This window comes from Campylobacter sp. US42a (assembly GCF_004379055.1).
GTDB lineage: Bacteria > Campylobacterota > Campylobacteria > Campylobacterales > Campylobacteraceae > Campylobacter_D > Campylobacter_D jejuni.
The window spans coordinates 1-22,949 of record NZ_RYYK01000007.1 but is presented as its reverse complement, the minus strand read 5'-3'; the positions used below and the strand labels follow the sequence as shown (position 1 = coordinate 22,949).

Here is a 22,949-nt window from a genome sequence, read left to right as displayed (position 1 = left end):
AGGAGAAATTATGGATTTTATAACAGCTTTAAAAGGTGGTACAGGATTAGGATCTAGCTTTGCAGATACTTTGATGAAAACAAGCAATTTTACTCCAAATTTAGCAAGTAGTAGTGGTTTTTTAAATGGATTAAAAAATTCTTTTAGTAATTTTGGAGATTGGTTATTTAAAAGTTCTGATGCAAATAAAGTAACTAATTTTGATAGATTGGGAAATGTTTTAGGCGGTGCTGGTGCTTTATATGGTGCTTATAATCAGCAAAAGATGGCACAAAAGAATTATGAGTTACAAAAAGATGCTTATAACTTCAATAAGTATCTAGCTAATGAAGAATTAAATAGAAGAAAGAATACGGAAAATAAACTTCAAAGTGTTTGGAGTAATTAAATAGATTTGGATTTAAGGAGTTTGTTTTAAAGGGTAAATCTTAACCCCTTGTATAAGGGGCTTTGTTTATTGATTGTTAATTTGCATTGACAACAATAATACAAAGTAGTATAATAACTATTAAGATTTGTAGCATCTTATTTCACCGCCTTTCTAGGTGGTAATTTAGTGCTAAGGGTGGCGACCCTTGGCACCACACCTTTTAAAATTATACACAAACTTCCTTAAATCCTTTATTTTAAAAGAAAGAATAAAGGAAACAAAATGGCATTTTATAACCCACAAAGAGTAGTATTTAATCCTGATACAGGCGTTATACAAAACGCAGGAAAAGTCGGTGGTGTCTTATATGACATCATGAGCAAAAGTTTTGATGATAAAGTTAAAGCTAATGAGTTTCAGCAAGAGCAAGATTTAAGAAAGCAACAAATGGAATTTAATGAGGCTATGCAAAACAATCAGCTTTTGCAAAATGAATTTAATAATGCTTTAGCCTTGCAAAAATTTGACCTTGAAAGACAAAGACAAGTTCAAGATAATGCTTTAAATTGGGCTAAATATAAAGAAGATAAAGATTATAATCAAAAATATTTAGATTATTTAACTGGTAAAAATAGTAATATAGTTACTAATAAAACAAATAATAATTCAGGCTTTAGTATAGATGCTAATGGTAATTTAAGTGAACCGCAAACAATGAGAGATGTTTTTAGCAAAGAAAGTAATGGCGGGGATTTGTATCATTTTGCAAAAACCGCTAAAACGCAAAATATAAATTTAAATGATATTTATGGATTTGGAGATACTATAAATCAAAAATTAAGAAATACTCCTTTTAGTAATAGTAAAAACTTAAAACAAGAATTCGCAGATAAGCTAAAAGCTGAAATAAATTTAGCACTAGTTAATATCACAAGTGGCAGGATGAGCAATGAAGATAGACATAGATTAGAAGAATTGGTTAAAACAGATAGTTTTTACTTCTTTGATAAGTATGCTAAACATGATATTGAAAAAGCAGTAGAAGTACTATATAGAGTAAAAAATGATGCCTTAAAAAAAGAATATATGGATATTTGGAAAACAGAAAGGTATTTAAAGGATAGAGATAATATAGAAAAATATTATAGTAATATGCATAAAAAACTAGAAAATGAAAAGGCTATGATAAAAAATTTTATAAATGCTGGAAATATTTTAGCTTCTCAAGGGCAAAGAATGCCATTAAATAAGATTTTATCACAACAACCGCAACAACAATTAAACCAAAATTTTTTACAACAAAACAATATGATTACATTTAGATAATAAGGATAAAAGATGACAATACAAATACCACAAGGTGCAAAAACAATGCAACTTTTTGATATGAATATAGATATACCAGAAGGAAAAACTTATATAGATATTGATGATAATTTTTTGCAGAATAAATATAATCAATTTATGCAAAATAATCAGCAACAAAACAATTTTAATTCACAAGAAGAATTAGCTTTAGATGGTAAGCCTATGAGTATGTATCAAGCACCACAAGTAAGCCAAAATGAGCCACAAGAACAAGGAGTATGGAGTAAAATAAATAAGGGTCTAGAAGATTTTAATAACCTTATAGATCCAAAAAGAATGATATCTGAAGGATTGGATTATCTTTCTCCAAAAGTTACAAGTGGTGAAGAAGGGGCAAGGCAAAAAATAGAAGATGCTACAAATCAGATATCAGGCGGGTTGTTGGCTAGAAATTTTACTAGCCTTGATAATGAAGAGCAAAAACAAATTTTTCAAATCGCATACGATGAAATAAAAAAATTAGGATATGAGCCATTTTTAGAAATAAATAATGGAGACTATAAATATATAGGCGTTGATAAAAATGGAAAAGAAGTTGATTTTACTCCTAGTTTTAGAAATACACTTGCTAGTACTAAAAACGAGTTAGCATTTTCTGTAGCTGGTGGATATGCTGGAAGTTTAGCAAAAACAGCAGGACAAACAATAGCCAAAAAAGCTTTAAATTATTTCGCACCATCTGCAATTGGTGCTGGTAGCGGTGCTATGGCTGATCTTCATTCGCAAAGTAATAATACAGGAATTGAAGCAAGTTATATGGACTATGCTAAAAGGTTTGGAAGTGCAGCCGCAGAAGATGCCTTAGCAGGTGCTGTAGTTGGATCAGCTATAAAGGGAATAGGAAAAACATATAAAAGTGTTGGTGATTTAATAAGCAGTGCAAAAACAGGAGCACAAGCCGGTAAAGATATGATAGATGGCATGGCGGTAAAAGGTGGTAATTTAGGTAATAGGGTTATAGATAAAATCACCCAAAAAGATATTCCTATGATAGGAAAATTTACAGATGGTGGCTTACAAAATGCAGAAACAATTTTTAATAATCTTACAAAAAATGTAGAGAACAAAAAACAAATAGATGAACTTATAGCAAAAGAAAATCCAACATACCTAGAAAATGGAAAGCCTACAATAGAAATATTAAAAAACATTGTCGAGCAAGGACTTAATAAAAATAATCCACAATTTATACAAGATAGCGCTAAAAGAACAAGTGCTATTTTAAAAAATATTTCTAATAGTTTACAAGGAATGCCAACTACACAAAGAAGAGAAGTATTATTAAAAGCAGCACAAGCTTATCCAGAAATAGGAAGTTTTTTGGATGATGTTTTAAAGGCTGATAAGGATGCTAGTATTTCTTTTTTAAATATGATTAAAGGACAAGATGAAGTATTTAAAAACAAAACAGGTTTAAATGGTGAGTTTGATTATAAGGCTTGGCAAAAAGATAATCACGCTTATGAGAATAGAATAAACCAAGAGTATGGAAGTGCTATAAGTAAATTAGATGAGCTTAATAATGGAAAAATAGTATTAACTAGTGAAGATTTAGCAAAGCTTGAAAATTTTAAAAATAATAATTTTTTAGATCAAGATGTAAAAAATAACATACAAAGCTATTTAGATGAAATAAAAGGAAAAGAAGTAAGTGCGGAACAAATCTTTGGATTAAGAACAGCTATAAATAAGCAATTAAGCACAGGAAATAAAACATATAATACAAAACAAGCTTATGGAATAGTAAAAGAAATTTTAGATGATGCGTTGATAAGAAATGCTAGTGACAAGGTATTAGCAAAAGAAATACTAGATAATGCAAATAAAAATTTTGCTTTAAAGGAAAATTTTAAAGAAAGTTATTTAGGCATGATGAAGCCTCAAGAAACAAAAGAAGGGCTTACCGATAGATTGGTTAAAGGGCTTAGAAATATAAATGAAGATAAGAATTTAGAAAATGCTTTTAAAGGAATGAATGAACAAGAAAGATTGGCTAATGAAACTCATGTGATGAATTCTTTATTAGAAAAACATAGGATTGAAGGCGTGGGGTATGATTTTAAATCCTTAGCAAAAGATTTAGAAGACGTCAATTTTTCAAGTAAAAAAATAAAAGATGCTAAAGATGTTATTAATACATATGCTTTGATATATAATAATAATAGAGATTTGATAATGACAGCCTTAGCAAGTAGTGGAAAAAAGACAAACTCTTCAATGGCTACAACAATACAGGGTGTTTTTGATAGAATATTAATAAGTGGTATTTTTGCTAGATTACACGCTTTAGCTCCTTTTGTGAAAAGTGCCAAAGAACAAGCATTAAGAAATCAAATACTAGATGCTATAAAACTTGCTAAAACCAATAAAGAAGTTATATCTAATCTTAAAAACATAAAAATAGCAGATCAAGAACAAAGTAGAATTTTTAAAGATGCTTTGGATAATTATATTAAAGTAGATAAAGAACAAAATAAAATATTAAAAGATGCACTAATAAAAGAAGGTGTTATCAAAGGCGACAACTTCTTCATGGATAAAGCTGATCCGAGCAAAGCAAAGAGTGATTTAAATGTAAAAATAAGCGTTTCTCCAAATGTTAGAAATTTAGCAAAACTTACAAATGATGAGATTATAGCCGACTTAGAATATTTAGCCAATAAACATAAAGAGATGTTTAAAAAGCCTAGTGATGTGTTTAAACTTATAAAAGAAATTAAAGTAAATCCTACATTTTTTTATAAAAATAATAGAATAGATATAGCTTTAATAGCAAAAAGATTAAATGATAATAAATTAGGAAAACTTGGTGTAAATAAAAATACTGGAGAAGTTAGACATATAACAAAAGTTAAAGAAAAAGATTTAGCGAGACTTGAAAAAGTTAGCAAGAAAAACACTAAAGAAAATGTTGGCATTATCCAAACTTTCATCCAACCAGGTAGCAAAAATGAAAATTCATTGAATGGGCTACCAAATATCTCTAATTCTACCCAAACTAAGCCTAAAACAAACTTAATGGATGATATAAAAAAGAATATTAAGGCAAAAGAAGTAAAGAAAAAGAATAAAAAAAGCGTAAAACAAAGTCTTGATGAAAAAATACAAAATGATAAAAAGGCTAGTGAAGATATTCTAAAAAGATATGATAATTTTCTAAAAGAGAATAAAGATTATAATTTTGATTTTTTAGATAATATGAATTTAAATACTGTTGAATACAACTTAACTAGACAGATGATAATCAATGCCAAAGAAAGCACAAATAAAGGTGTAAAAAAAGATATTCCAAGTGCTTTAAGGGGTAAAATCGAACAAGAATTAAACATACAACCTTTAAAAGAATTTGGCGAAAATTATGCAGAATATTATCACGATGGAAAAGGTGCTTTACAAAAACTACTCATTGAAAAACAAGGGCAGGTAGCAGGTGCTTTTCATAGAAAAGATTTAGGGGATATTGATTTGGTTTGGGGAGATGGAAACTTTGGATTAAGTCATATTGTCAATCGAAGAGAAGAAGATTTCATTAAACAAGGGTTAAATAAAATAGAAGCAAAAAATAAAGCTTTAAATTTTATAAAAGAAATAGAAAATATTATAAATAATGGAAATGTAAAAAAAGGTAATAATAGAGCTTTTATTGATGTTAAGAATAGTAGAGTTATGGTAGCACTTGATTATAAAGGTAAAGATAAAAAGTGGATTATAACTGCATATAATTTTTATTAATATTATCGCCCCTAGCTTAGCCGATACGCACTAAAGCTAGGCTTAATACTGACACTTTAAGCGTGAGTAGTGTCAATGGCGATTATTAATTATAGCATAAATTCATGTAATTATTTTTTAAAATATAAAAGATAATTGAAAAGGAGATAAGACAAATACATGGATAGTTGCAAACTATGAATTACAATAAGAGAAGTGAAAGTTTATATACATCTTTCGCAATTGTAAAGGGCGAGATTCTGCCCTTAAGCTCTTAATTAAAATTATAACAAATAAAATTAGGAGTTTAAATACGGCGTTTTCATAATTTCTTGAACTATTTTTTTAAATTGCTCTAAAATATTGATACTATTGTTTCCTAAATTTTTATATTCATTAATTCTTAAGTTGAACAATTGATTTTTAAGACCTATAGGTAAAGTTGAATTTTCAAGTATAAAATAATCTTTAATTATAATTTTATAACAATCGAGCGTTCCTCGTTTAATATGGTTTATTGCTCGTTCAATATTTTTTAAAAAAATATCAGTGTTTTCATCTTTATCGGATAAAGAGTAGGCGGTGCAAACATGAGACATAAAATTATTAAATTCTATTAATGCCTGTTTTGGAATATTCCCAATATGGTTAAAATCAATATTATCAATTATCTTATCCATAACATCTTTCTCTTTAAAATCAAAATAGTAAAACATTCTTCTAGATATATTTTCTTTAGCAATAATTTTACGCCCATCTTTTTGTATTTTTTGTCTAAATTGTAAAAAAAACTGTATTGATTTTAAAAATTCGTCCAAATAAACTTCATTATTGTTTTGCAAAACATTATTTAATTTTTTATTAAAAGCTATTGTAGAGCTATGTTGACGGGATATATTATGTTTTTTAGAATTTTCCAAAATAAATTTAACTATTTTATATCTAAGTTCGACATATTTTTTTTCTTTATCAGTTTCGTCAATATAATCATTCATAAGAACAGTTACATAAAATAAAAACATTTCTTTATAATGAGAATACTGCCTTCCATAAACTAACGACATTTTCAAATCAAGCTGAATAAAACAATCGTACAGAGTAAAAAATTTATTAATTATTGATACAAAATTTGTCATGATTAATAATTATAAGTTATTTTCTTTAATGAATTTTTCTATTTCCTCATCACTAACTTTTATTTCATCTGAAGATTTTAAATTTGGATTACAAATATCACCTTTTCCATAAATGTCACTAGTATTTGAAAAACAAGCTTCATTATTTTTCAAATTTTCAAAAAAATCTAATAATTCTTTATCCTTAATTTTAGGAAACAAAAAGAAATCTGCCATTTTTTAGTCCTTTGGTTTATTTAGATAACAAAACGCGCTAAAATTATACCTTTTTTATAGTTAATTTATACTTATTTTATATGTTTTATATACTTAACTTATAGGTTTTTTATAGTCTTGCTTTTTTTGAAAATATATATTTTTGTTTCAAAACACACTATTTTTGAAATAGCTATTTTTGGAAAAATCCTTAAAACTAAACTAAGGAGAATTCAAAAATGGCTTTACCTTCAATGGGACATACCTCACCCGCAACGGAAAATGTTAAGTTAAAACAATCAATATATGAAACGATTATTAAAATTGGAGCTACTGAAACACCAATTTTAAATAAAATAGGTACTTCAAAGGTTACAAATCCTTTAACTCATAGTTGGATTACTGATACTTTTGAAGAACCAAAAAAGAATGCAAATTTAGAGTTAAGTAAATTTGTAGGTGAAACAAAAAACACAGCCCAAAAAACTACAAATGCTACTCAAATATTCATTACCGAAGCCATGGTATCAAAAGCTTTATTAAAAGCAAATCAATATGGTGGAAATGAAATGGAGTATCAAATAGGCAAAAAAACCAAAGAACATAAAATGGATATGGAATATGCTTTATTTGGTCTAGGCAGAGATAGTGATGTAAAAAAATCAGTTTTCAAAGATTATGTTCAAGCACAAGAAGCAACAAGTGGAGAAATGGCTGGACTTTTTCATTATATCGCTAAAGGAAAAGATAGCTTTGCTGATGGAAAGCGTGGAAATGTATTAGCTTTTGATGAAACAGGAGATTGGAGCGGAACTGCAACAGAACTAACAGAAGATAAACTTAATCAAATTTTGCAAACCATTTGGAATAGCGGAGTTACGCCTAAAGATGTCTTTTTAGGAGCTGACTTAAAAGGAGCTATCAATAAATTCGCTACAAGAATTTTAGGTAATGAAACAAAATTAGCAGGACAAGTAGTGAGCCTTGAAACAGATTTTGGAACGGTAAATTTCCATATGCATAGATTATTAAGCCCTAAATATGGTTTGGGTGATGTTTTAATTGCTGGAGATTTTGAGTATATGAAACATGGGCTTTATATTCCTACTATGATTGAAGATGTTCCAACTGATATTACTGCAAAAGCAAAAAGATTTTATACGCAAAGCACTTTAGAAGTAAGAAATGCTGATGCTTTTGCTATAGGCGTGGGATTAACTAGTGGAAATAATGCAAAGGCTAAAGCGGTTTTAAAAGCAGCAAAAGGTGCATAATGCTTTGTGCTACGGCTAAAAAACTCATTATCGCTAAAGTTAAAAATTCTTATAAAATGATAGAAGATGATGAAGTTTTGAAAGCCTATTTTATGGAAGCATTTTATTATATTTTATCAAAATGTGTTCCTAGCGTTCTTTTAAAAAATGTAGAGCAAGGCGAAAAAGTTTTTAGGCAAGTTAGAAATAATCATTTTTTGATTATTCCTGATGAGCCTGATTTTGACAATGAAAAAGAACATTTAATGATAGATGAAACACTTAGTTTTGCTGTGATTAATTATGTTTGTTATTTGATTACAAGATGCGAAGAAAAAGACTTTCTGGCATTATGTGACAAGATAATTTATGAGTATATAGCTAATGATGGCAAGGAGCTTGATGATGAAAGAACATGGTTGTAATTGTAATTTCACAAAAAAAATTAATAGAGCTTTGAGTTATAAAGACTATGTGCAAAGTATAAATAGTGCTGATTTTATAGCTTATTTAGATGATAAAAAATGGCTTTTAGCCATGGATGATCTGCTTTTCTTTTGTGAAAAGAGAATTAAAGATAGTGATTATTATGAAGGTTAAAAATGGGAACAAGCTTAAATGAATTAAAAACAGGTAGAGAAAAACTTGAAATCATAAATCAAGTTTTAGCTAGAATAAACAGCATTTCAGAAGCAATAGACAATACAAGACTTGATGAAGTTGTAGGCTTAAAACAAGCTTGCGAATCTTTAAAAAATGAATGTTTAAAATTTAAAAATGATATTGTAGATAAAAATGATGATATTTTAAGCAAATATGATGATATTAATAAAAAATATTCAAATATAAGTGAAAAATACAACAATGTAAATGCAAAATTTGATTATATTAAAGAAGCGTATGAAGATTTTTCTTTAAATAAACAAGAAATACAAAACATTAAAGATTTTTTAGAAAATAATACAGAAGAGTTTGAGAATTTAAAAAAAGATATACAGAAATATGAAGAAATAAAATTTAATTTAGATAATTATATTAATGAAATTAAACAAAATAAAGATTTTGTAAAAGAATATTTTGATTTGAACACAAAAATTAAAGATGAAATTTTAAGTGAACTTAATCATGCTTTAGAAATTGTAGATAGCTTACATTTAAATGTTGATGAATTAAAAGAAATAAAACCTGAATTAATAAGTATTAAAAAAGAAGTAAAAGATTTAGCAAATGAAGCAAAATTAGTAGTAAGTGAAGCAAGCGAAATTATAAAAAATAAAATTAACACTATATTCTTTGAAAACCAAAGATTAAATCAAGAAATGATAGATAGTGTTAAAAAGCTAGAAGAAATTAAATTTGATATTGGAGTTAAATATAAAGAAATAGCTAGTGCATATGAACTACTTTTAGAAAGCAAGCAAAATATAGAAGATTTAAGAGAAGTTATAGCTTTATATAAAGAATTTGAAAATGATATAACATCTTATTCCCAAATTATAAAAGATTTTAAAAGTAAAATAGAAAATTTAGAACGAGATTTAAAATCACAGTCTGAAAGTATCTACTCTTCTTTAAATGATAAACAAAATGAAATATTAAAAAAATTAAATGAAGTAAAAAATGAAGCTTTAGTTAAATTTGATGAACTTACAGCAAAATGTGAAGGGTATAAAATACATTTTGAGCAAAGTTATGATAGGTTTAATCAAAGAGCTTTGATAGCTAATGAAGATTTAGGTAGGTTAGCTGAAGTTGCTAAAAAAGAACTAGGTAATGATAAGTTAATTTATGAAACAGAATTAAAAGTTTTAGCTGAAGAAACAATAAAACAAATGGAAGAAATGCTCAAAGGTTTAAGTGATGAAAGAAATGAAGTCACAGAGGTTTTTGAAACTCAAAAGAAAGAATTTACTACTCTTGTAGATACTTCTAAAGTTATGATTGACAACTTAAATCATATTTTTAATGCGAATTATCAAGCAAAGAAAAATGAGTTTAGTATTGTTTTTAATGAAAAATTGCATAGTTTAAACGAGAATAAGCAAGATTTTTTAAATGAGCTTGTGAGCGCAAAAGAAAACGGACTCAATAAAATAAATGAAACAAAAGAGCAAAGCCTTAATGAAATAATCCAAACAAAAGAACAAGGACTTAATGAGCTTGAAACTAAAAAAGGTGAGTGCATAGATGAGATTGACAATCAAGCAAGAATCTATGATATAAGTGGTGTTAAGGCTAATGTTGAATATCTTCTTTCTTTGCTTAATGAGAAAGATGATGGTAAAGATGATGGAATTAAAGATGAAATTGCAAATATAGAGCAAGGTATAAAAGATAAAGAACAAGAGCTTGAAGAGATAAAAAAGCAAATTGAAGAAGCTTTAAACAATAATGATGAATTAAAGCAAAAAAATGAGGAATTAAAGGAAATTAAAAATCAAATCGATGAGGCTTTAAGTCAAGAACCACATGCTGATACAAGCGAACTTGAAGAGAGAAAAGAAGAACTTGAAAATCAAATTGCTGAGCTTGAAAAAGAGATTGCTGGTGAATTAATTAACAAAAAAGAGGAAATTGAAAAAGAACTTGAAGAAGCTAATCAAAACTTAGAGGACAAAAACAATGAGTTAGAGCAAAATGAAAAAGATAAAAAGCTAATTACACAAAAAGTATTAGATATAACTATTAAAACTTTAGAAGCACTTATAGATACAAAAGTAAGTTTAAATGGTGATGAAGAGATAAATGGAAATAAAACTTTTGCTAATCCTATTTTAGTAAAAGTAGATCCAACTAATGATAACCATTTAACAAATAAAATCTATGTAGATACCGCTTTAAATACAAAAGCAAATTTAAATGGAGATAATATATTTAATGGCACAAATACTTTTAATCAGGCATTAACTTCTCGGGCCGATCCAACAAATGATAATCACTTAACTAGAAAATGGTATGTAGATTATGGTGGTGGAATTAAAAATCTTGGCACAACTGGCAGTATAAATCTAGATTTAAGACAAGCTCAACATTTTATTTTAACAGCAAATGCAGGAACAAGCATAGGAATAGCTAATTTTGGAGGAGTAGGAAAAAGCGGAACAATAACCATAAATAATTGTCAAAATGTAGTAGCTTTTAATGCCCCTTTTAATTTTAGAATAGCTCAAAGTGGATTTAGCGGCACTGAAACTTTTGCTTATTTTTGCATAGCTTCGAATAATGTAAGATTAGTAAGGACTTAAAATGAATTGCCTCCTTCTTTCTAATAATGGTATAGCACTAAATTTACCTCCATCTTTAGGAGGCTCGGTTGCAAATTATAATTATATGTTAAAGCTAGACATGATTTATAAACAAGCAGTGGTATTGCCATCAAATATTAATAATAAAGAAGTGGTTATGTTAGGCGAAGTTTGGACGACTGGAAATATGTCTAATAAAACTTCTGGAAATACTTTAGAAATAACTTGGAATAATTTTAATTCAAAAGTAACACTACATGCTTTAAGTAAATATTACACTGCCAATGCAAAAATCAAAGTAGAGAAAAAATTCAATTTTGGAAATATAAATAACTTACAAATAATGCTAAGTTCTTATCAAAGTGGTAGTGCAAATGCAAGTGCTGGTTGGAACTTAAATGATGGGAATAGATTAAACCCAAGAGCAAATTTAACATTATACTGGAATTAAGAAAGGATAAATATGTTTTATGATTTAAAAAATAAAAGTTTAAAATATGATGATATTTTTTTAAAAGATGTAAAAATACAAAACGAAGAAGGTGAAATTGATGCACAAGATACTTATTTTTTAAGTGCTTGCGATGATAAGCTTTTAAAAGAGCTTGGTTTTGCTAAAGTTAAAGAAGAAGAAATCCCAAGTTTTAATGAAAAAATTGAAGAACTTCGCCAAATTCAAACTTATGATGAAGAAAATAATCTTTATATTATTTCTTATGAGATTAAAGAAAAAGCATTAGAAGAGTTAAAAGAATTAAAATTAGAAGAACTAAAAGCTATAAAAGAAGAAAAGCTTTTGTTTATGCCTTTTAAAAATACTATATTTCAAATTGATACGGAAGCAAAAATTAATATTAGCGGAAAAGTTAGCGAGATAATGTTAGCAAATCTCAATAATACTCCTTTGGAAAATATTGCTTGGATTGATAAAGATAATAAAATCATTACATTTAACAAAGAAGAATTTTTAGAATTTGGGGTTGGTATCGCTAAATATACTGAAAGTATTATTTTTAAAAATGATGAACTAAGAAATAAAGTGAAAAATGCCACATCTTTAGAAGAATTAAATTTAATTGCATGGGAGAGTGAAAAATGAGTACTGAAAATATAATAAAAGAAGGTGCTATACTCGGTTCTTTAAGTGGATCTGCATTATTAGGATTGATGGTTTTTGTCTTAGCTGGGATTGCATGGCATTTATATAAAACTTTACATAAAGAAGCTGGGGAAAGAACAAAAGAACTTATAAGTGAAACCAAAAATACTAATGTTCTTATTAGAGAACAAATTGCAGTATCCAGAGCAAGTAGCGATAGTTTGGTTAAATTTATAGAAACACATTGCTCAAAAACCAATGACAAGCTAGAAGCTATAGAAACAGATCTTATGAGAATGGATGAAAGGCTTGTTAAGCTTACTCAAATAAGAAATGATGAATTAAGAAGTATTTTTAAAAAAAAGGAAAACAATGACTAAAACAGAATTAAAAAGGGTTTGTGTAAAGCCATACGATAAGGACAGGTTTGAAGTGATACAAGATTATGAGTTTATTTTACCAAATTACAAAGGCATTGTACCACAAGGTTTTAAAACTGATGGAGCGAGTATTCCACGTATTTTTTGGAGTATTTATCCACCTTTTAAAAGTGAGTATTTTAGCGCTTGTGTTGTCCATGACTATTTGTGTATAAATGCAAAATCAAGAGATGATTATAGGCTAGCTGATCTTGTTTTAAAAGAAGCAATGCAAGCTTTAGAAATAAATAAATTTAAGATTTTTGTTTTTTATTGCTCTTGTAATTTATTTCATCAGATCAAATGTTTAATAAAGGGGATAAGATGAGTTTAGAACAGGTTATAAATACTCAAAATGAAAGTTTAAATCAAATTATAAGTAGTTTACAAGAATTAGTTTTAAGTTATAAAAATGGTAATTTGAGTTTAGAAGATGTTAAAAAATTAATTAACGAAACTATTGAAAATATATCAAATGATTATATAAAAGAAAGCGAGCTAAAAGAAAAACTAGAAGCTTTACTAGAAGAGCTTGACATCAATGCAAATATCAATGAAGAGAGTTTAAAAGAAGTTGTATTAAAAGTTGTTTTAGAAAATCAAGAAAGTTTAAAAGGTGATAAAGGAGATCCTTTTACTTATGAAGATTTTACAGAAGAACAGCTTAAAAATTTAAAAGGGCAAGATGGAGCTAAAGGAGCTGATGGTAAAAGTGCTTATGAACTTTGGCTTGAAAATGAAGAAAACACGGGAAAAAGTCAAGATGAATTTTTAGCAAGTTTAAAAGGTGATAAAGGCGAAGATGGTGATAAAATTAGCGATGAAAAATTAAGGCAAACCTTAGAAGAAGTTTCTAAACCCTTGCTTGAAGAAAGTTTTCATCAAGTAGGAAATACCATAAATAACACTTTAAGTATTGTTTCAAATGCTTTAGAAAAAAATGCTTTGCTTTGCAATATCACAAACACACCTCCACCAGAACAAACACAAACAAATAATGGTTATAAAAAAGGATTTATTTGGATAGACAATTCAAAAACTCCAAACGATATTTATGTAAGTGATTTTACCTCGTGGATTAAAGTAGAGCTTAGCAAAGAACCAGAAGTAAATAGACTTAGATTAACAGTACAAACAGCCTTACGAGGTGGATCTGTTTGCTTAAGTGATGTTAGATTAATAAAGGAAAATAAAACTGCTATTTATGCTAAAAATATTCAAATAGACAAAGAAAATAAATCAGCCACAGGCTTATATGATATAGATGGAAAAGAATATGAAGTAAGAATAAGTTCTACAATCAATGCTGACTATGGTGATTACGATTTAATTACGGGTGGTTATATTTGTGGAACAAACTTAGCGGTTTTAACACCTTATGAATACATTTTAGATTTTGATAAACCTTTACCAAAAAATATCATCGGTATTGCTGCAAGACCAACAGGTTATTCTCAAAATTTTTCAAGTTATTTAAATATTGAAGCCTATGTTTCTTCTATAGGAAAACCTTTATTTAGCTTAAATTTTACAAATTCATATTATAGCGATGCAATAGCAAGAGATTATACTTTAAATATTAGAGATGGAAGTGAGATAACTTTAAATTAAAAAAGGAGAAAAAATGAAAATAACAATTAATAGAAGATACACAGGTAAAACTTGCGTTATTGGGAAATTTAAGGTTTTAGATGATGAAGAAAAAATTCTTTTTGAATGCTTTTCTTTAGAGGAAGACAAAGAAGGTTTAGAGAGTGGCAAAGATTTAAGAATACCTGAAGGAAATTATAATTTAAAAAGACATAGTCCTTCACGATTTGAAAATACTTTAAGAAGTATTACAAAAAAAGATGATGATACAATGATAAATGTTTATAATGATGATGTGCCATCAAGTCGTGCAATTTTAATACACTGGGGAAACACTGATAAAGACACACAAGGTTGTATCTTGCTTGGGCTTACCAAGGATAATAATAATGAAAGTGTCGGTCAAAGCAGACAAGCTTGTAAAGAATTTTATGATTTGGTGTATGGTAAAAATCTTGAAGACATTAAATTAGAAATAACAAATGAGTTAGCATGAGTTCTATATTTTCATATATCCTAGGAGATAAAAAACTTTATATTGCTTTAGTACTTATGACAATTTTAGCAGGGTATTTTTATCTAAGACTTGATAGCACTCAAGCAAAATTAGAAAAAAGTCAAAGTGATTTAGCTTTGGCTTTAAAAATAAATGAAAATAATCAAGAAAAATTAAAAGAATTAAATCAAATTCATAAAACAGAATTAAAGGCTTTAAATGAAGCAAACAATCAAAAAAATCAAGTACAAGAAAGAGTGCAATATGTTAAAGAATACATTTATAAAAGCAATGAAAATAATATTACCAAGCTTTTTAACGATGTCGTTGATAGGTTGTGGGATGCAAACTCAACAAGTAGTAACCAAAATAGAAATTCAAAAAGTAAGAATTCCGCAAGAACTACTAACATTAAGCCCCCTTGAAAAGCCAAAGGCAAAAAATGAACTAGATATTTTAAATGCTTATTCTATGCTTTTTTACAAATACAAACAGTGTGAAATTCAGATAAGCAAAATAAAGGAGCTAAATAATGAGTAATACAAATGTTGATTACAACAAAAGACTTGAAGCATTTAAAGAAATTTATCCGCAAATTTTAGAAATGAGTTTAGCAGAAAAATCTCCATTTGGAGAATTTAAAAAGCTTTTAGAACAATTTGGAAACGATAATGTTATAAGAAATGACCAACAATTTCAAAGCTTGGCACAAGCGTTGGTAAGTGTTGGACAAACCATAGTGGCTCAAAGTCAAAATACAGCCTTATCCATGATTTTACAAGGCGATGAAAACGAGCTTAACGCTGAAAAAGCTTTACTTTTAAGAGCTCAAACAGAAACAGAAAAAGCAAAACCTGCATTAATAGCTAGACAAACTTCACAGATAGATGATAATTTAAGAATAGAAGCTGCAAAAGTTACACAGAGTGTTCAATTTGGATATTGTACCGGTGGTCTTGATATACCACAAGAAATTATGAAGCTTGTTAAAGAAAAGATAGAAAATATAGAAAAGTCTTCATAATGCTTATAGATGAAAAAAGGCTTATGAGAAATTATACTCTTAAGCCTGCTTATCCATCAAACATAGGAGAATTGGATACACAAGAAGTATATAAACAATGGTTTACCTATGCTATGATAGGGGTAAATAAATATGTTGAGCTTTTACATAAACAACTTGTAAGAAAAGGTAGAAGTCAAATTCAAAATATAAACCATCCGCTATTTAAAAATTCGTATATAGTGAAAAAATATAACATTAAAAGTTCTAGCACTGCACCTTATAATAAGGAAAACTATAACGATTTAGGACTTAACCAATTTTTCGTAGGGCAAGATCCATACAAACCTTATCAGGGAGATCCTAGTAGTGAAAATGGAATATATCATGATATTTGCGAAATAAGAACTAATTATAATTTAGGAAGTATGCAGTATTATTATGGTTTTCCAAATAATTTAGCTCTTTTATTTGAAAAAGAAAAAGCTTGGAAATATAATGGAAAAGGATTTTTTTATATTGATGAAAAAATAAATTTCAAAGATATATTAAATAAGGCATTGGAAAATATAAATTATGAAATGCTTATAAATGATATAGAAGTAGTTATTTTTTCTCAAACCATCCAAAAAAATAATGAATGGATATATCCTAGTATTGATGATATTAAAATACCAGAAATTAAAGTAGAAAATGTTGAATTTAAACCAACTTTTGGAAAACCTTATAAAAAATTATGCATTGATGTTGAAAAATTTTATAATGATTTTAAAGAATTAAATAAAAATATATTTAGAATCGAAAAAGTAGAAATAACCTATAATGTATATGAGAAAGCACAAAAAACTAGAGAGAGTGATCCGAGTAAAATATATTATACTTTAACAAGCAAAAAGATATCTTTTTTTGAAGTATTTAACTCAATAAAAGAAAATTATAAATGCAAATATGCAACTCCTTTATGTTTTTATAATGGGTTTAATTTAGTTTGTTATGAAGAGCCTTATGTTGCTTATTCTTACCTCAATAATCAAAGCTTTGGAAAAAAAGATACAAGTGTTACGCCAAGTGTATATCCGTTATATAGAAAAAGTTCAAATTTACCTTATGGGCGTAGAGATAGATGGTTTGCATTATGGGATAGTTTTTATTATCTTTATGTATACGAAAAATCAAGCAAAGGAATTTTAAGCTTTTTGGCACCTATTGTTACTATTATTTTGGCTGTAGCTACTTGGTGGATTGGCGGACAAGGTGCATGGCTAGGAACATTGATAGGAGTGAGTGAGAATGTAGCTGCGGGTATCACACTAGGAATTAGCTTAGGTTTAGCCGTGGGTTCACTTACTGGAAATAAATTATTTTCAATTCTTAATGCTGTTTGGGGTTTGGTTAATTTTTTAGGTGCTTGGGGTGCTAATAATTGGAATTTAGCTGCAGATTTTACAAAAAATACAGCACAAGCAGCACAAGAAATGACAACTTTTGAATCAACTTTAAATATTGTTGGAAATTTACTAAGCGGAGCTAGTAAGATTTTTGATGTTGTTCAAAGCATTACAGCAGAAACTCCTGATATGATAAATGAGCAAAGCGATGATTCTGATAATGAAGGTGGAAATGGAAGTGAAGCTGAAGAATTAGCAAAAGATGCAATTAATCCAACTTTATGGTATAATTTTGAAACTGCAGATATATTAAATGAAAAAATAGAAAAGAAAGAAAAACCTATTTTTATATTTTAATTTTTGTAGCCATTTTGTAGCCAAATTAAATTTGAAATATTTAAAATTTATATTTTATGGTATTTTATAGTTATTGTTAGGTGTTCGCCGTGGACACCATTTTATGAGGTGTTATTATGATAAAAATTGCTTTTTTTATAACTTTTGTAATTTCTTTTTTGACAGCACAAAGCCCAGTAAATTTTAAAGAAGATAATAATATAACAAAAGAACAAAATATATTTAAAGAACAACCTCCAAAACGCATTAAAATTCCAACGCATTAAAATATATGTCAGATTTGATTACGCTAGCACAATTATCACAAGGGTATCGTTACAATAGTGATTCTTTAATTTTAGCTGATTTTATTTTAAAACAAGGAATTAAAGGCGCTGTTTTTGATGTAGGTGCAGGCTGTGGTATCATAGGTATTTTACTTAAAAAAAATATTGCAAATTTAAGTTTATCTTTGATTGATATTCAAAAAGAAAATATAAAATTGATTGAAAAAAATTTAAAATCCAACCAAATACAAGGTGATATTTTTCATGATGATTTCAATCAATTTCAAAGCATAAAAAAATTTGACTTCATAGTTTGCAATCCTCCATTTTATAGACAAGGAGTTTACAAGAGTGAAGATCAGCATAAAGCTATAAGTAAATTTCAGGAATTTTTACCCTTGCATAGCTTTTTAACTAAAGCAAATTCTATGCTTAAGCCAAATGGTGCTTTGTATTTTTGCTATGAAGCTTTAGCTTTGGATGAAATTTGTTTTATTTTAAAAGATATGAAAATAAAAATAACAAAGCTTTGCTTTGTACATACACATCAAAACAAAAAAGCAAGACTTGTTTTGATACAGGTAAAAAAAGGTTCAAAATCGCCTTGTGAGATTTTACCTCCTTTTTTTGTATATGAAAATGAAATTTTAAGCAAACAAATGCAAGAAATTCACTTAAGATTTAGGTTAAAAAGTTATGATATTTGATAAAAATTTTTCTTATGCTTTTGATGAAAATGCTTGTGAGAAATGCGGTGGAAAGTGTTGCACTGGAGAAAGTGGCAATATTTTTGCGAGCAAGGAAGAATTAGAAGCATTAAGAAAGCATTTAAATTTAGAAAGCAAAGAATTTGCTGAAAAATACTTGAGAAAAGTGGGCTTTAAAATGAGTTTTAAGGAAGTCGAATTTGAAGATGGCTTTGCTTGCATTTTTTTTGATACTCAAAAAAGAAATTGCAGTATCTACGATTTTCGTCCAAAACAATGCAGAACTTTTCCATTTTGGGAATATTTTAAAACACATCAAAAGGAATTAGAAAAAGAATGTATAGGTATTTGTTATTTGTCTTAGCAGCCTTTTTTTTGGCAGCTTGTGGAAGTTCAAAAATCAATGTTGTTTATCCTGATTATACAAAATATAAAAGCAATGATTTTGATTTAAGGGTTATGAAGGCTTATAATTATGAGTATTATAAACAATACAAAGAAGCCAGAGATGAATTTTTAAGTCTTTATCAAGATTATAATAATACTAATTTTTTAGAAAATGCATTTTTACTTACTTTAGCAAACAATCTTGACAAGCAAGCAGAGTTAAATAATCTAGCAAAGCCTTATTTAAATCAAAATGACAATCTTAAGCGACTTAGTGCTCTTTATGCTTTAAATTCAAATGATATCAACAATGCTCAAAAACTTATGAAAGAGCTTTTAACAAAAAAGGATAGCGATCCTAGAAATTTAGAGCTTTACGGGGATATTTTGGTTAAAAAAAATGATTTAAAAAATGCTACAAAATACTATAGATCTGCTTATAATCAAGTGCAAAATGAAGAAATTTTATTTAAACTCATAGGAATTTATGCGATTTTAAATGATACTTTAAATATTAAAAATGTTTTAGAATTTTCAAGAAAAACCAATGGTTGCACTCTCAAAACTTGCGTCTTGCTTGCTAAAATTTATTTTGATGAAAAAAATATCGAAGCTTTAAAAAGTATATATAAAGAGCTTTATCAACTTACCAAAAATAAAAGTTTTGCATTGGCTTTGGTTGAGCTTTTAAATTCTCAAGGCAAAACAGAAGAAGCTTTAAAAATTTCTTTGCAGTATGATTTAGATGATGATATTAAACTCGCTTTGTATCAGAATTTAAAACGCTTTGATGATGCTAAAAAAATGAGTTTAGCTCTTTATCATAAAACAAAAAATAAAGAATATCTTCTACGAGCGGCAGTTTTTGAATTTGAAGCTGCAAATGAAGCTAAAAAAATCACTCCAAAAGTAATTGATTCTGTAAAAGAAAAATTCGAACAGGCTATCGATAAAGATAGCAATGCTTTGTATTTAAACTACTATGGATATTTGCTTATAGATTATGATTTAGATGTTAAAAAAGGTATAGAGCTTGTGAAACTTGCCTTAGAAAAAGATCCACAGAATTTGTATTATTTAGATTCTTTGGCTTGGGGGTATTATAAACTAGGCGATTGTAAGCAAGCATGGGAAATTTTAAAACAAACATTAGATGATAAAGAATTTGCAAATTCTGATGAGAGTAAAGCTCATATAAAAGCGATAAAGGCGTGTGTAAAACCATGATATTGGATAAAATTTTTGAAAAAACAAAAGAAGATTTAAAAGAACGCAAACTAAAACTTCCTTATGATATGTTAGGGCGTTCTTTAGCTTCAAATCCTTTCTTTCCAAAAGATGTGATTAAGGCTTTAAAAAGAGTAGAAAAAGAAGTTAAAATCATAGCAGAAGTAAAAAAAGCAAGTCCTAGCAAAGGGGTTATTAGAGAAGACTTTGATCCTTTGAGTATCGCTTTAAATTATGAGAAGAACAAAGCTGCGGCGATTTCTGTTTTGACTGAGCCGCATTTTTTTAAAGGTTCTTTAGAATATTTAAGTCTTATGCGCCGTTATACGAAAATTCCTTTACTTAGAAAAGATTTTATCTTTGATGAGTATCAAATTTTAGAAGCTTTGGTTTATGGGGCGGATTTTGTATTGCTGATCGCTAAAATGCTAAGCATGAAAGAGCTTAAAAAACTGCTTGAGTTTGCAAGACATTTAGGTCTTGAGGCTTTAGTTGAAATCCATGATAAAGAGGATTTGAGTAAGGCAATTTTTGCTGGAGCGGATATTATCGGTATCAATCATCGTAATTTAGAGGATTTTACTATGGATATGAGTTTGTGCGAAAAACTTATCCCACAAATCCCAAATTCAAAAATCATCATCGCAGAAAGTGGTTTAGAAAATAAAGAATTTTTAGAGCATTTACAAAATTTAGGAGTTGATGCTTTTTTAATCGGCGAATATTTTATGCGTGAAGAAGATGAAGGAAAGGCTTTAAAAGCTTTGCTTTAAGGAGGGAAAATGCAGTATTTGTATGCACCATGGCGGAGTGAGTATTTTGAAAAAGAAAAAAGCATTTGTCCATTTTGTGATTGTGCTAATAAGATCAAAAGCGATGAAGATTTAGGCGTAATTTTTAGAGCAAAGCATTGTTTTGGAGTGATGAACCGCTATCCTTATTCTGCGGGGCATTTTATGGTGATTCCTTATGTACATGAAGAGCATATAGAAAATTTAAGCGATGAAATTTGGCAAGAAATGAGCCATTTTGTGCGTTTGGGAGTGAAAATTTTAAAAGAGCAAATTCATGCAAATGGGGTCAATATCGGTATGAATTTAAGCAAAGATGCAGGAGCTGGCATAGCACCTCATTGTCATTATCATCTAGTGCCACGCTGGGCAGGAGATACAAATTTTATCACAACCATAGGAGAAACTAGGGTTTGTGGCACTAATATCGAGCAAGTTTATCAAAAACTTGTTTTGGCTTTTAAAAATGCTCAGTGAAGTTGAATTTGCAGAGTTTCAAAAAGAAAATTTCTCTCTTTTAATCGATGCAAGAAGCCCTAGAGAATTTTTGCATTCTCATTTGATAGGAGCTTTAAATTTTTATGCACTCAATGATGAAGAATATCAAGAAATAGGAACGATTTATAAGAAAAATCAAGCTTTAGCCAAGGCTAGGGGTGCGAGTTATATTTGTCAAAATACCGCTAAGCATATATTAAAAATCACTCAAAATTTTCGCATAGGAGAAAAGGTGGGGATTTATTGTTCTCGTGGGGGTTTGCGTTCAAAGTCTATCGCAGTGATTTTAAGTGAGCTTGGCTTTAGAGTGGTGCGTTTAAAAGGTGGCTTTAAAGCTTATAGAACTTTTGTAACGCATTATTTTGAAAATGAAATAAATTTTGATTTTTTTACTCTTTGCGGCAATACAGGCTGTGGAAAAACAGAGCTTTTAGAACAACTCCCACAAGCTATAAATTTGGAAAAAATAGCAAATCATTTAGGCTCGTCTTTTGGTGATATTTTAGGAAAACAACCTACGCAAAAAGCTTTTGAAGCAGAACTTTTTCACAATATGCAAAATTTAGAAAATTTTGCTTTCATAGAAAGCGAAAGTCGCAAAATAGGGGATATCATCTTACCTTTGAAATTTTATGAAAAAATGCAAAAGGCTTTTAAAATTTATTGTTTTTGTTCTTTGGAAAATCGCGTTAAAAGAATACAAAAAATTTATCAAGAGAAAATGACTCCTTTAAAATTTCAACAATGTGTGCAAAAAATTAGCCCTTATATCAGCTTAAATTTACGCCAAGATTTGCTTCAAAGTTATGAGAGAAAAGAATGGCAAAAGCTTATTGTTATGCTTTTGGAGTATTATGATAAAACTTATAAAAAACCAGATAAGATTGATCTTGAGTTAAATACTGATGATATTTTAAAAGCTAAAGAAGAAATTTTAAGATATTTTAAGCTAAAAAACTACATTTTAATTTAATTTTTTTATCACTTTGCAAAAAAAAATTATACTATTTTCTTTAAAAAAATAAAAAAAATCACAAATTTCTTTTTTATTTTTGAAATTGTTATTTTTTAATTTCTCAAAGTATTGTAAATTAGGCTTTTAGATATTGTTTTTTCATTTACCCTAAATTTTTATATAAAAGTAATATTTATTACATAAATCATTTTATTTAGGGCTTTTAAATGTAGTTTTTATAGTATTTAAAAGCCAATCATGTATTTATTTTTTTGTTTAAAATATGGATATTATATTTCAACAAGAATAAAATAATAAATTTTAATTTAATTTATAATTAAGCTAAATTTAATTAGAATTGCACTCGTTTTTTGCGATGTTATAAAACATTGTTATTTTAATTTTATTTTCCAAGGACATCTATGCCAGCTATTAAGCTTTTTAACTTCACGGGGGGGGGGTATAGAGAAATTTTGTTTTAAACTTTC

Annotated in this window: 26 protein-coding genes; 24 read left to right on the top strand and 2 right to left on the bottom strand. The window is 28.1% G+C overall.

What is annotated here, in order from left to right; all coding sequences use genetic code 11:
• The first annotated feature begins 10 nt into the window (after positions 1-10).
• From ELQ10_RS07075 to ELQ10_RS07065, 3 genes are all read left to right on the top strand, one after another.
• Positions 11-388, top strand: a complete 378-nt coding sequence (locus ELQ10_RS07075) for a hypothetical protein (RefSeq protein WP_011049715.1) — start codon at positions 11-13, stop codon at positions 386-388.
• 264 nt (positions 389-652) lie between these two features.
• The gene (locus ELQ10_RS08675; protein WP_134250402.1) at positions 653-1,696 is read left to right on the top strand and encodes a hypothetical protein; all 1,044 of its coding nucleotides are present in this window, start codon (positions 653-655) and stop codon (positions 1,694-1,696) included.
• Between the two features lie 12 nt (positions 1,697-1,708).
• Positions 1,709-5,470: a hypothetical protein gene (locus ELQ10_RS07065; RefSeq protein WP_134250401.1), complete on the top strand. Its 3,762-nt coding sequence runs from the start codon at positions 1,709-1,711 to the stop codon at positions 5,468-5,470.
• Between the two features lie 278 nt (positions 5,471-5,748).
• On the opposite strand, the gene ELQ10_RS07060 is transcribed toward ELQ10_RS07065, so the two are convergent.
• Positions 5,749-6,444 (bottom strand): hypothetical protein, encoded by a 696-nt coding sequence (locus ELQ10_RS07060; protein WP_172670183.1) that lies wholly within the window; start codon positions 6,442-6,444, stop codon positions 5,749-5,751.
• 150 nt (positions 6,445-6,594) lie between these two features.
• Positions 6,595-6,801: a hypothetical protein gene (locus tag ELQ10_RS07055; RefSeq protein WP_002801300.1), complete on the bottom strand. Its 207-nt coding sequence runs from the start codon at positions 6,799-6,801 to the stop codon at positions 6,595-6,597.
• Positions 6,802-7,019: 218 nt separating this feature from the next.
• On the opposite strand from ELQ10_RS07055, the gene ELQ10_RS07050 reads away from it, so the two are divergent.
• The 21 genes from ELQ10_RS07050 to mnmH all read left to right on the top strand — a co-directional run bounded on the left by ELQ10_RS07050 (position 7,020) and on the right by mnmH (position 22,479).
• The gene (locus tag ELQ10_RS07050; RefSeq protein ID WP_002875076.1) at positions 7,020-8,054 is read left to right on the top strand and encodes a DUF5309 family protein; all 1,035 of its coding nucleotides are present in this window, start codon (positions 7,020-7,022) and stop codon (positions 8,052-8,054) included.
• Entirely contained in the window at positions 8,054-8,458 is a 405-nt protein-coding gene (locus ELQ10_RS07045; protein ID WP_002861675.1) for a hypothetical protein, read from the top strand. The genes ELQ10_RS07050 and ELQ10_RS07045 overlap by 1 nt, the downstream gene beginning before the upstream one ends.
• Complete coding sequence (locus ELQ10_RS07040; RefSeq protein ID WP_002874379.1) at positions 8,439-8,633, top strand: hypothetical protein; 195 nt, start codon at positions 8,439-8,441, stop codon at positions 8,631-8,633. Before ELQ10_RS07045 ends, ELQ10_RS07040 begins: the two co-directional genes overlap by 20 nt.
• Before the next feature lie 2 nt (positions 8,634-8,635).
• The gene (locus tag ELQ10_RS08670) at positions 8,636-11,278 is read left to right on the top strand and encodes a hypothetical protein (protein ID WP_134250400.1); all 2,643 of its coding nucleotides are present in this window, start codon (positions 8,636-8,638) and stop codon (positions 11,276-11,278) included.
• A gap of 1 nt (position 11,279) precedes the next feature.
• Positions 11,280-11,729 carry a hypothetical protein gene (locus tag ELQ10_RS07030; protein WP_002874381.1) on the top strand — a complete coding sequence of 150 codons (450 nt, stop codon included), beginning with the start codon at positions 11,280-11,282 and terminating at the stop codon, positions 11,727-11,729.
• Between the two features lie 12 nt (positions 11,730-11,741).
• Positions 11,742-12,377 (top strand): DUF4376 domain-containing protein, encoded by a 636-nt coding sequence (locus ELQ10_RS07025; protein ID WP_002789149.1) that lies wholly within the window; start codon positions 11,742-11,744, stop codon positions 12,375-12,377.
• Positions 12,374-12,757, top strand: a complete 384-nt coding sequence (locus tag ELQ10_RS07020) for a hypothetical protein (RefSeq protein ID WP_002869963.1) — start codon at positions 12,374-12,376, stop codon at positions 12,755-12,757. The genes ELQ10_RS07025 and ELQ10_RS07020 overlap by 4 nt, the downstream gene beginning before the upstream one ends.
• Entirely contained in the window at positions 12,750-13,124 is a 375-nt protein-coding gene (locus tag ELQ10_RS07015) for a DUF1353 domain-containing protein (RefSeq protein ID WP_002865354.1), read from the top strand. Before ELQ10_RS07020 ends, ELQ10_RS07015 begins: the two co-directional genes overlap by 8 nt.
• Entirely contained in the window at positions 13,121-14,407 is a 1,287-nt protein-coding gene (locus ELQ10_RS08665) for a hypothetical protein (protein ID WP_240692944.1), read from the top strand. The genes ELQ10_RS07015 and ELQ10_RS08665 overlap by 4 nt, the downstream gene beginning before the upstream one ends.
• A gap of 13 nt (positions 14,408-14,420) precedes the next feature.
• Complete coding sequence (locus ELQ10_RS07005) at positions 14,421-14,882, top strand: DUF5675 family protein (RefSeq protein WP_134250399.1); 462 nt, start codon at positions 14,421-14,423, stop codon at positions 14,880-14,882.
• Positions 14,883-14,887: 5 nt separating this feature from the next.
• The gene (locus ELQ10_RS07000; RefSeq protein ID WP_043010246.1) at positions 14,888-15,307 is read left to right on the top strand and encodes a hypothetical protein; all 420 of its coding nucleotides are present in this window, start codon (positions 14,888-14,890) and stop codon (positions 15,305-15,307) included.
• Complete coding sequence (locus tag ELQ10_RS06995) at positions 15,225-15,422, top strand: hypothetical protein (protein WP_002796174.1); 198 nt, start codon at positions 15,225-15,227, stop codon at positions 15,420-15,422. Before ELQ10_RS07000 ends, ELQ10_RS06995 begins: the two co-directional genes overlap by 83 nt.
• Complete coding sequence (locus ELQ10_RS06990) at positions 15,415-15,906, top strand: hypothetical protein (RefSeq protein WP_002861686.1); 492 nt, start codon at positions 15,415-15,417, stop codon at positions 15,904-15,906. The genes ELQ10_RS06995 and ELQ10_RS06990 overlap by 8 nt, the downstream gene beginning before the upstream one ends.
• On the top strand, positions 15,906-17,630 hold the full coding sequence (locus tag ELQ10_RS06985; protein WP_038402086.1) for a hypothetical protein: 1,725 nt from the start codon (positions 15,906-15,908) through the stop codon (positions 17,628-17,630). The genes ELQ10_RS06990 and ELQ10_RS06985 overlap by 1 nt, the downstream gene beginning before the upstream one ends.
• 116 nt (positions 17,631-17,746) lie before the next feature.
• Positions 17,747-17,896, top strand: coding sequence for a hypothetical protein (locus ELQ10_RS06980; protein WP_002857548.1), 150 nt, complete (start codon positions 17,747-17,749; stop codon positions 17,894-17,896).
• Between the two features lie 5 nt (positions 17,897-17,901).
• Complete coding sequence (locus ELQ10_RS06975; RefSeq protein WP_134250398.1) at positions 17,902-18,603, top strand: tRNA1(Val) (adenine(37)-N6)-methyltransferase; 702 nt, start codon at positions 17,902-17,904, stop codon at positions 18,601-18,603.
• Complete coding sequence (locus tag ELQ10_RS06970; protein ID WP_002933038.1) at positions 18,593-18,967, top strand: YkgJ family cysteine cluster protein; 375 nt, start codon at positions 18,593-18,595, stop codon at positions 18,965-18,967. The genes ELQ10_RS06975 and ELQ10_RS06970 overlap by 11 nt, the downstream gene beginning before the upstream one ends.
• Positions 18,940-20,217, top strand: coding sequence for a hypothetical protein (locus ELQ10_RS06965; RefSeq protein ID WP_002937968.1), 1,278 nt, complete (start codon positions 18,940-18,942; stop codon positions 20,215-20,217). The genes ELQ10_RS06970 and ELQ10_RS06965 overlap by 28 nt, the downstream gene beginning before the upstream one ends.
• Entirely contained in the window at positions 20,214-20,990 is a 777-nt protein-coding gene (trpC, locus tag ELQ10_RS06960) for an indole-3-glycerol phosphate synthase TrpC (RefSeq protein WP_134250397.1), read from the top strand. The genes ELQ10_RS06965 and trpC overlap by 4 nt, the downstream gene beginning before the upstream one ends.
• Before the next feature lie 9 nt (positions 20,991-20,999).
• The gene (locus ELQ10_RS06955) at positions 21,000-21,485 is read left to right on the top strand and encodes an HIT domain-containing protein (protein WP_134250396.1); all 486 of its coding nucleotides are present in this window, start codon (positions 21,000-21,002) and stop codon (positions 21,483-21,485) included.
• Complete coding sequence (mnmH, locus tag ELQ10_RS06950; protein WP_002857238.1) at positions 21,475-22,479, top strand: tRNA 2-selenouridine(34) synthase MnmH; 1,005 nt, start codon at positions 21,475-21,477, stop codon at positions 22,477-22,479. The genes ELQ10_RS06955 and mnmH overlap by 11 nt, the downstream gene beginning before the upstream one ends.
• Positions 22,480-22,949: the final 470 nt, after the last annotated feature.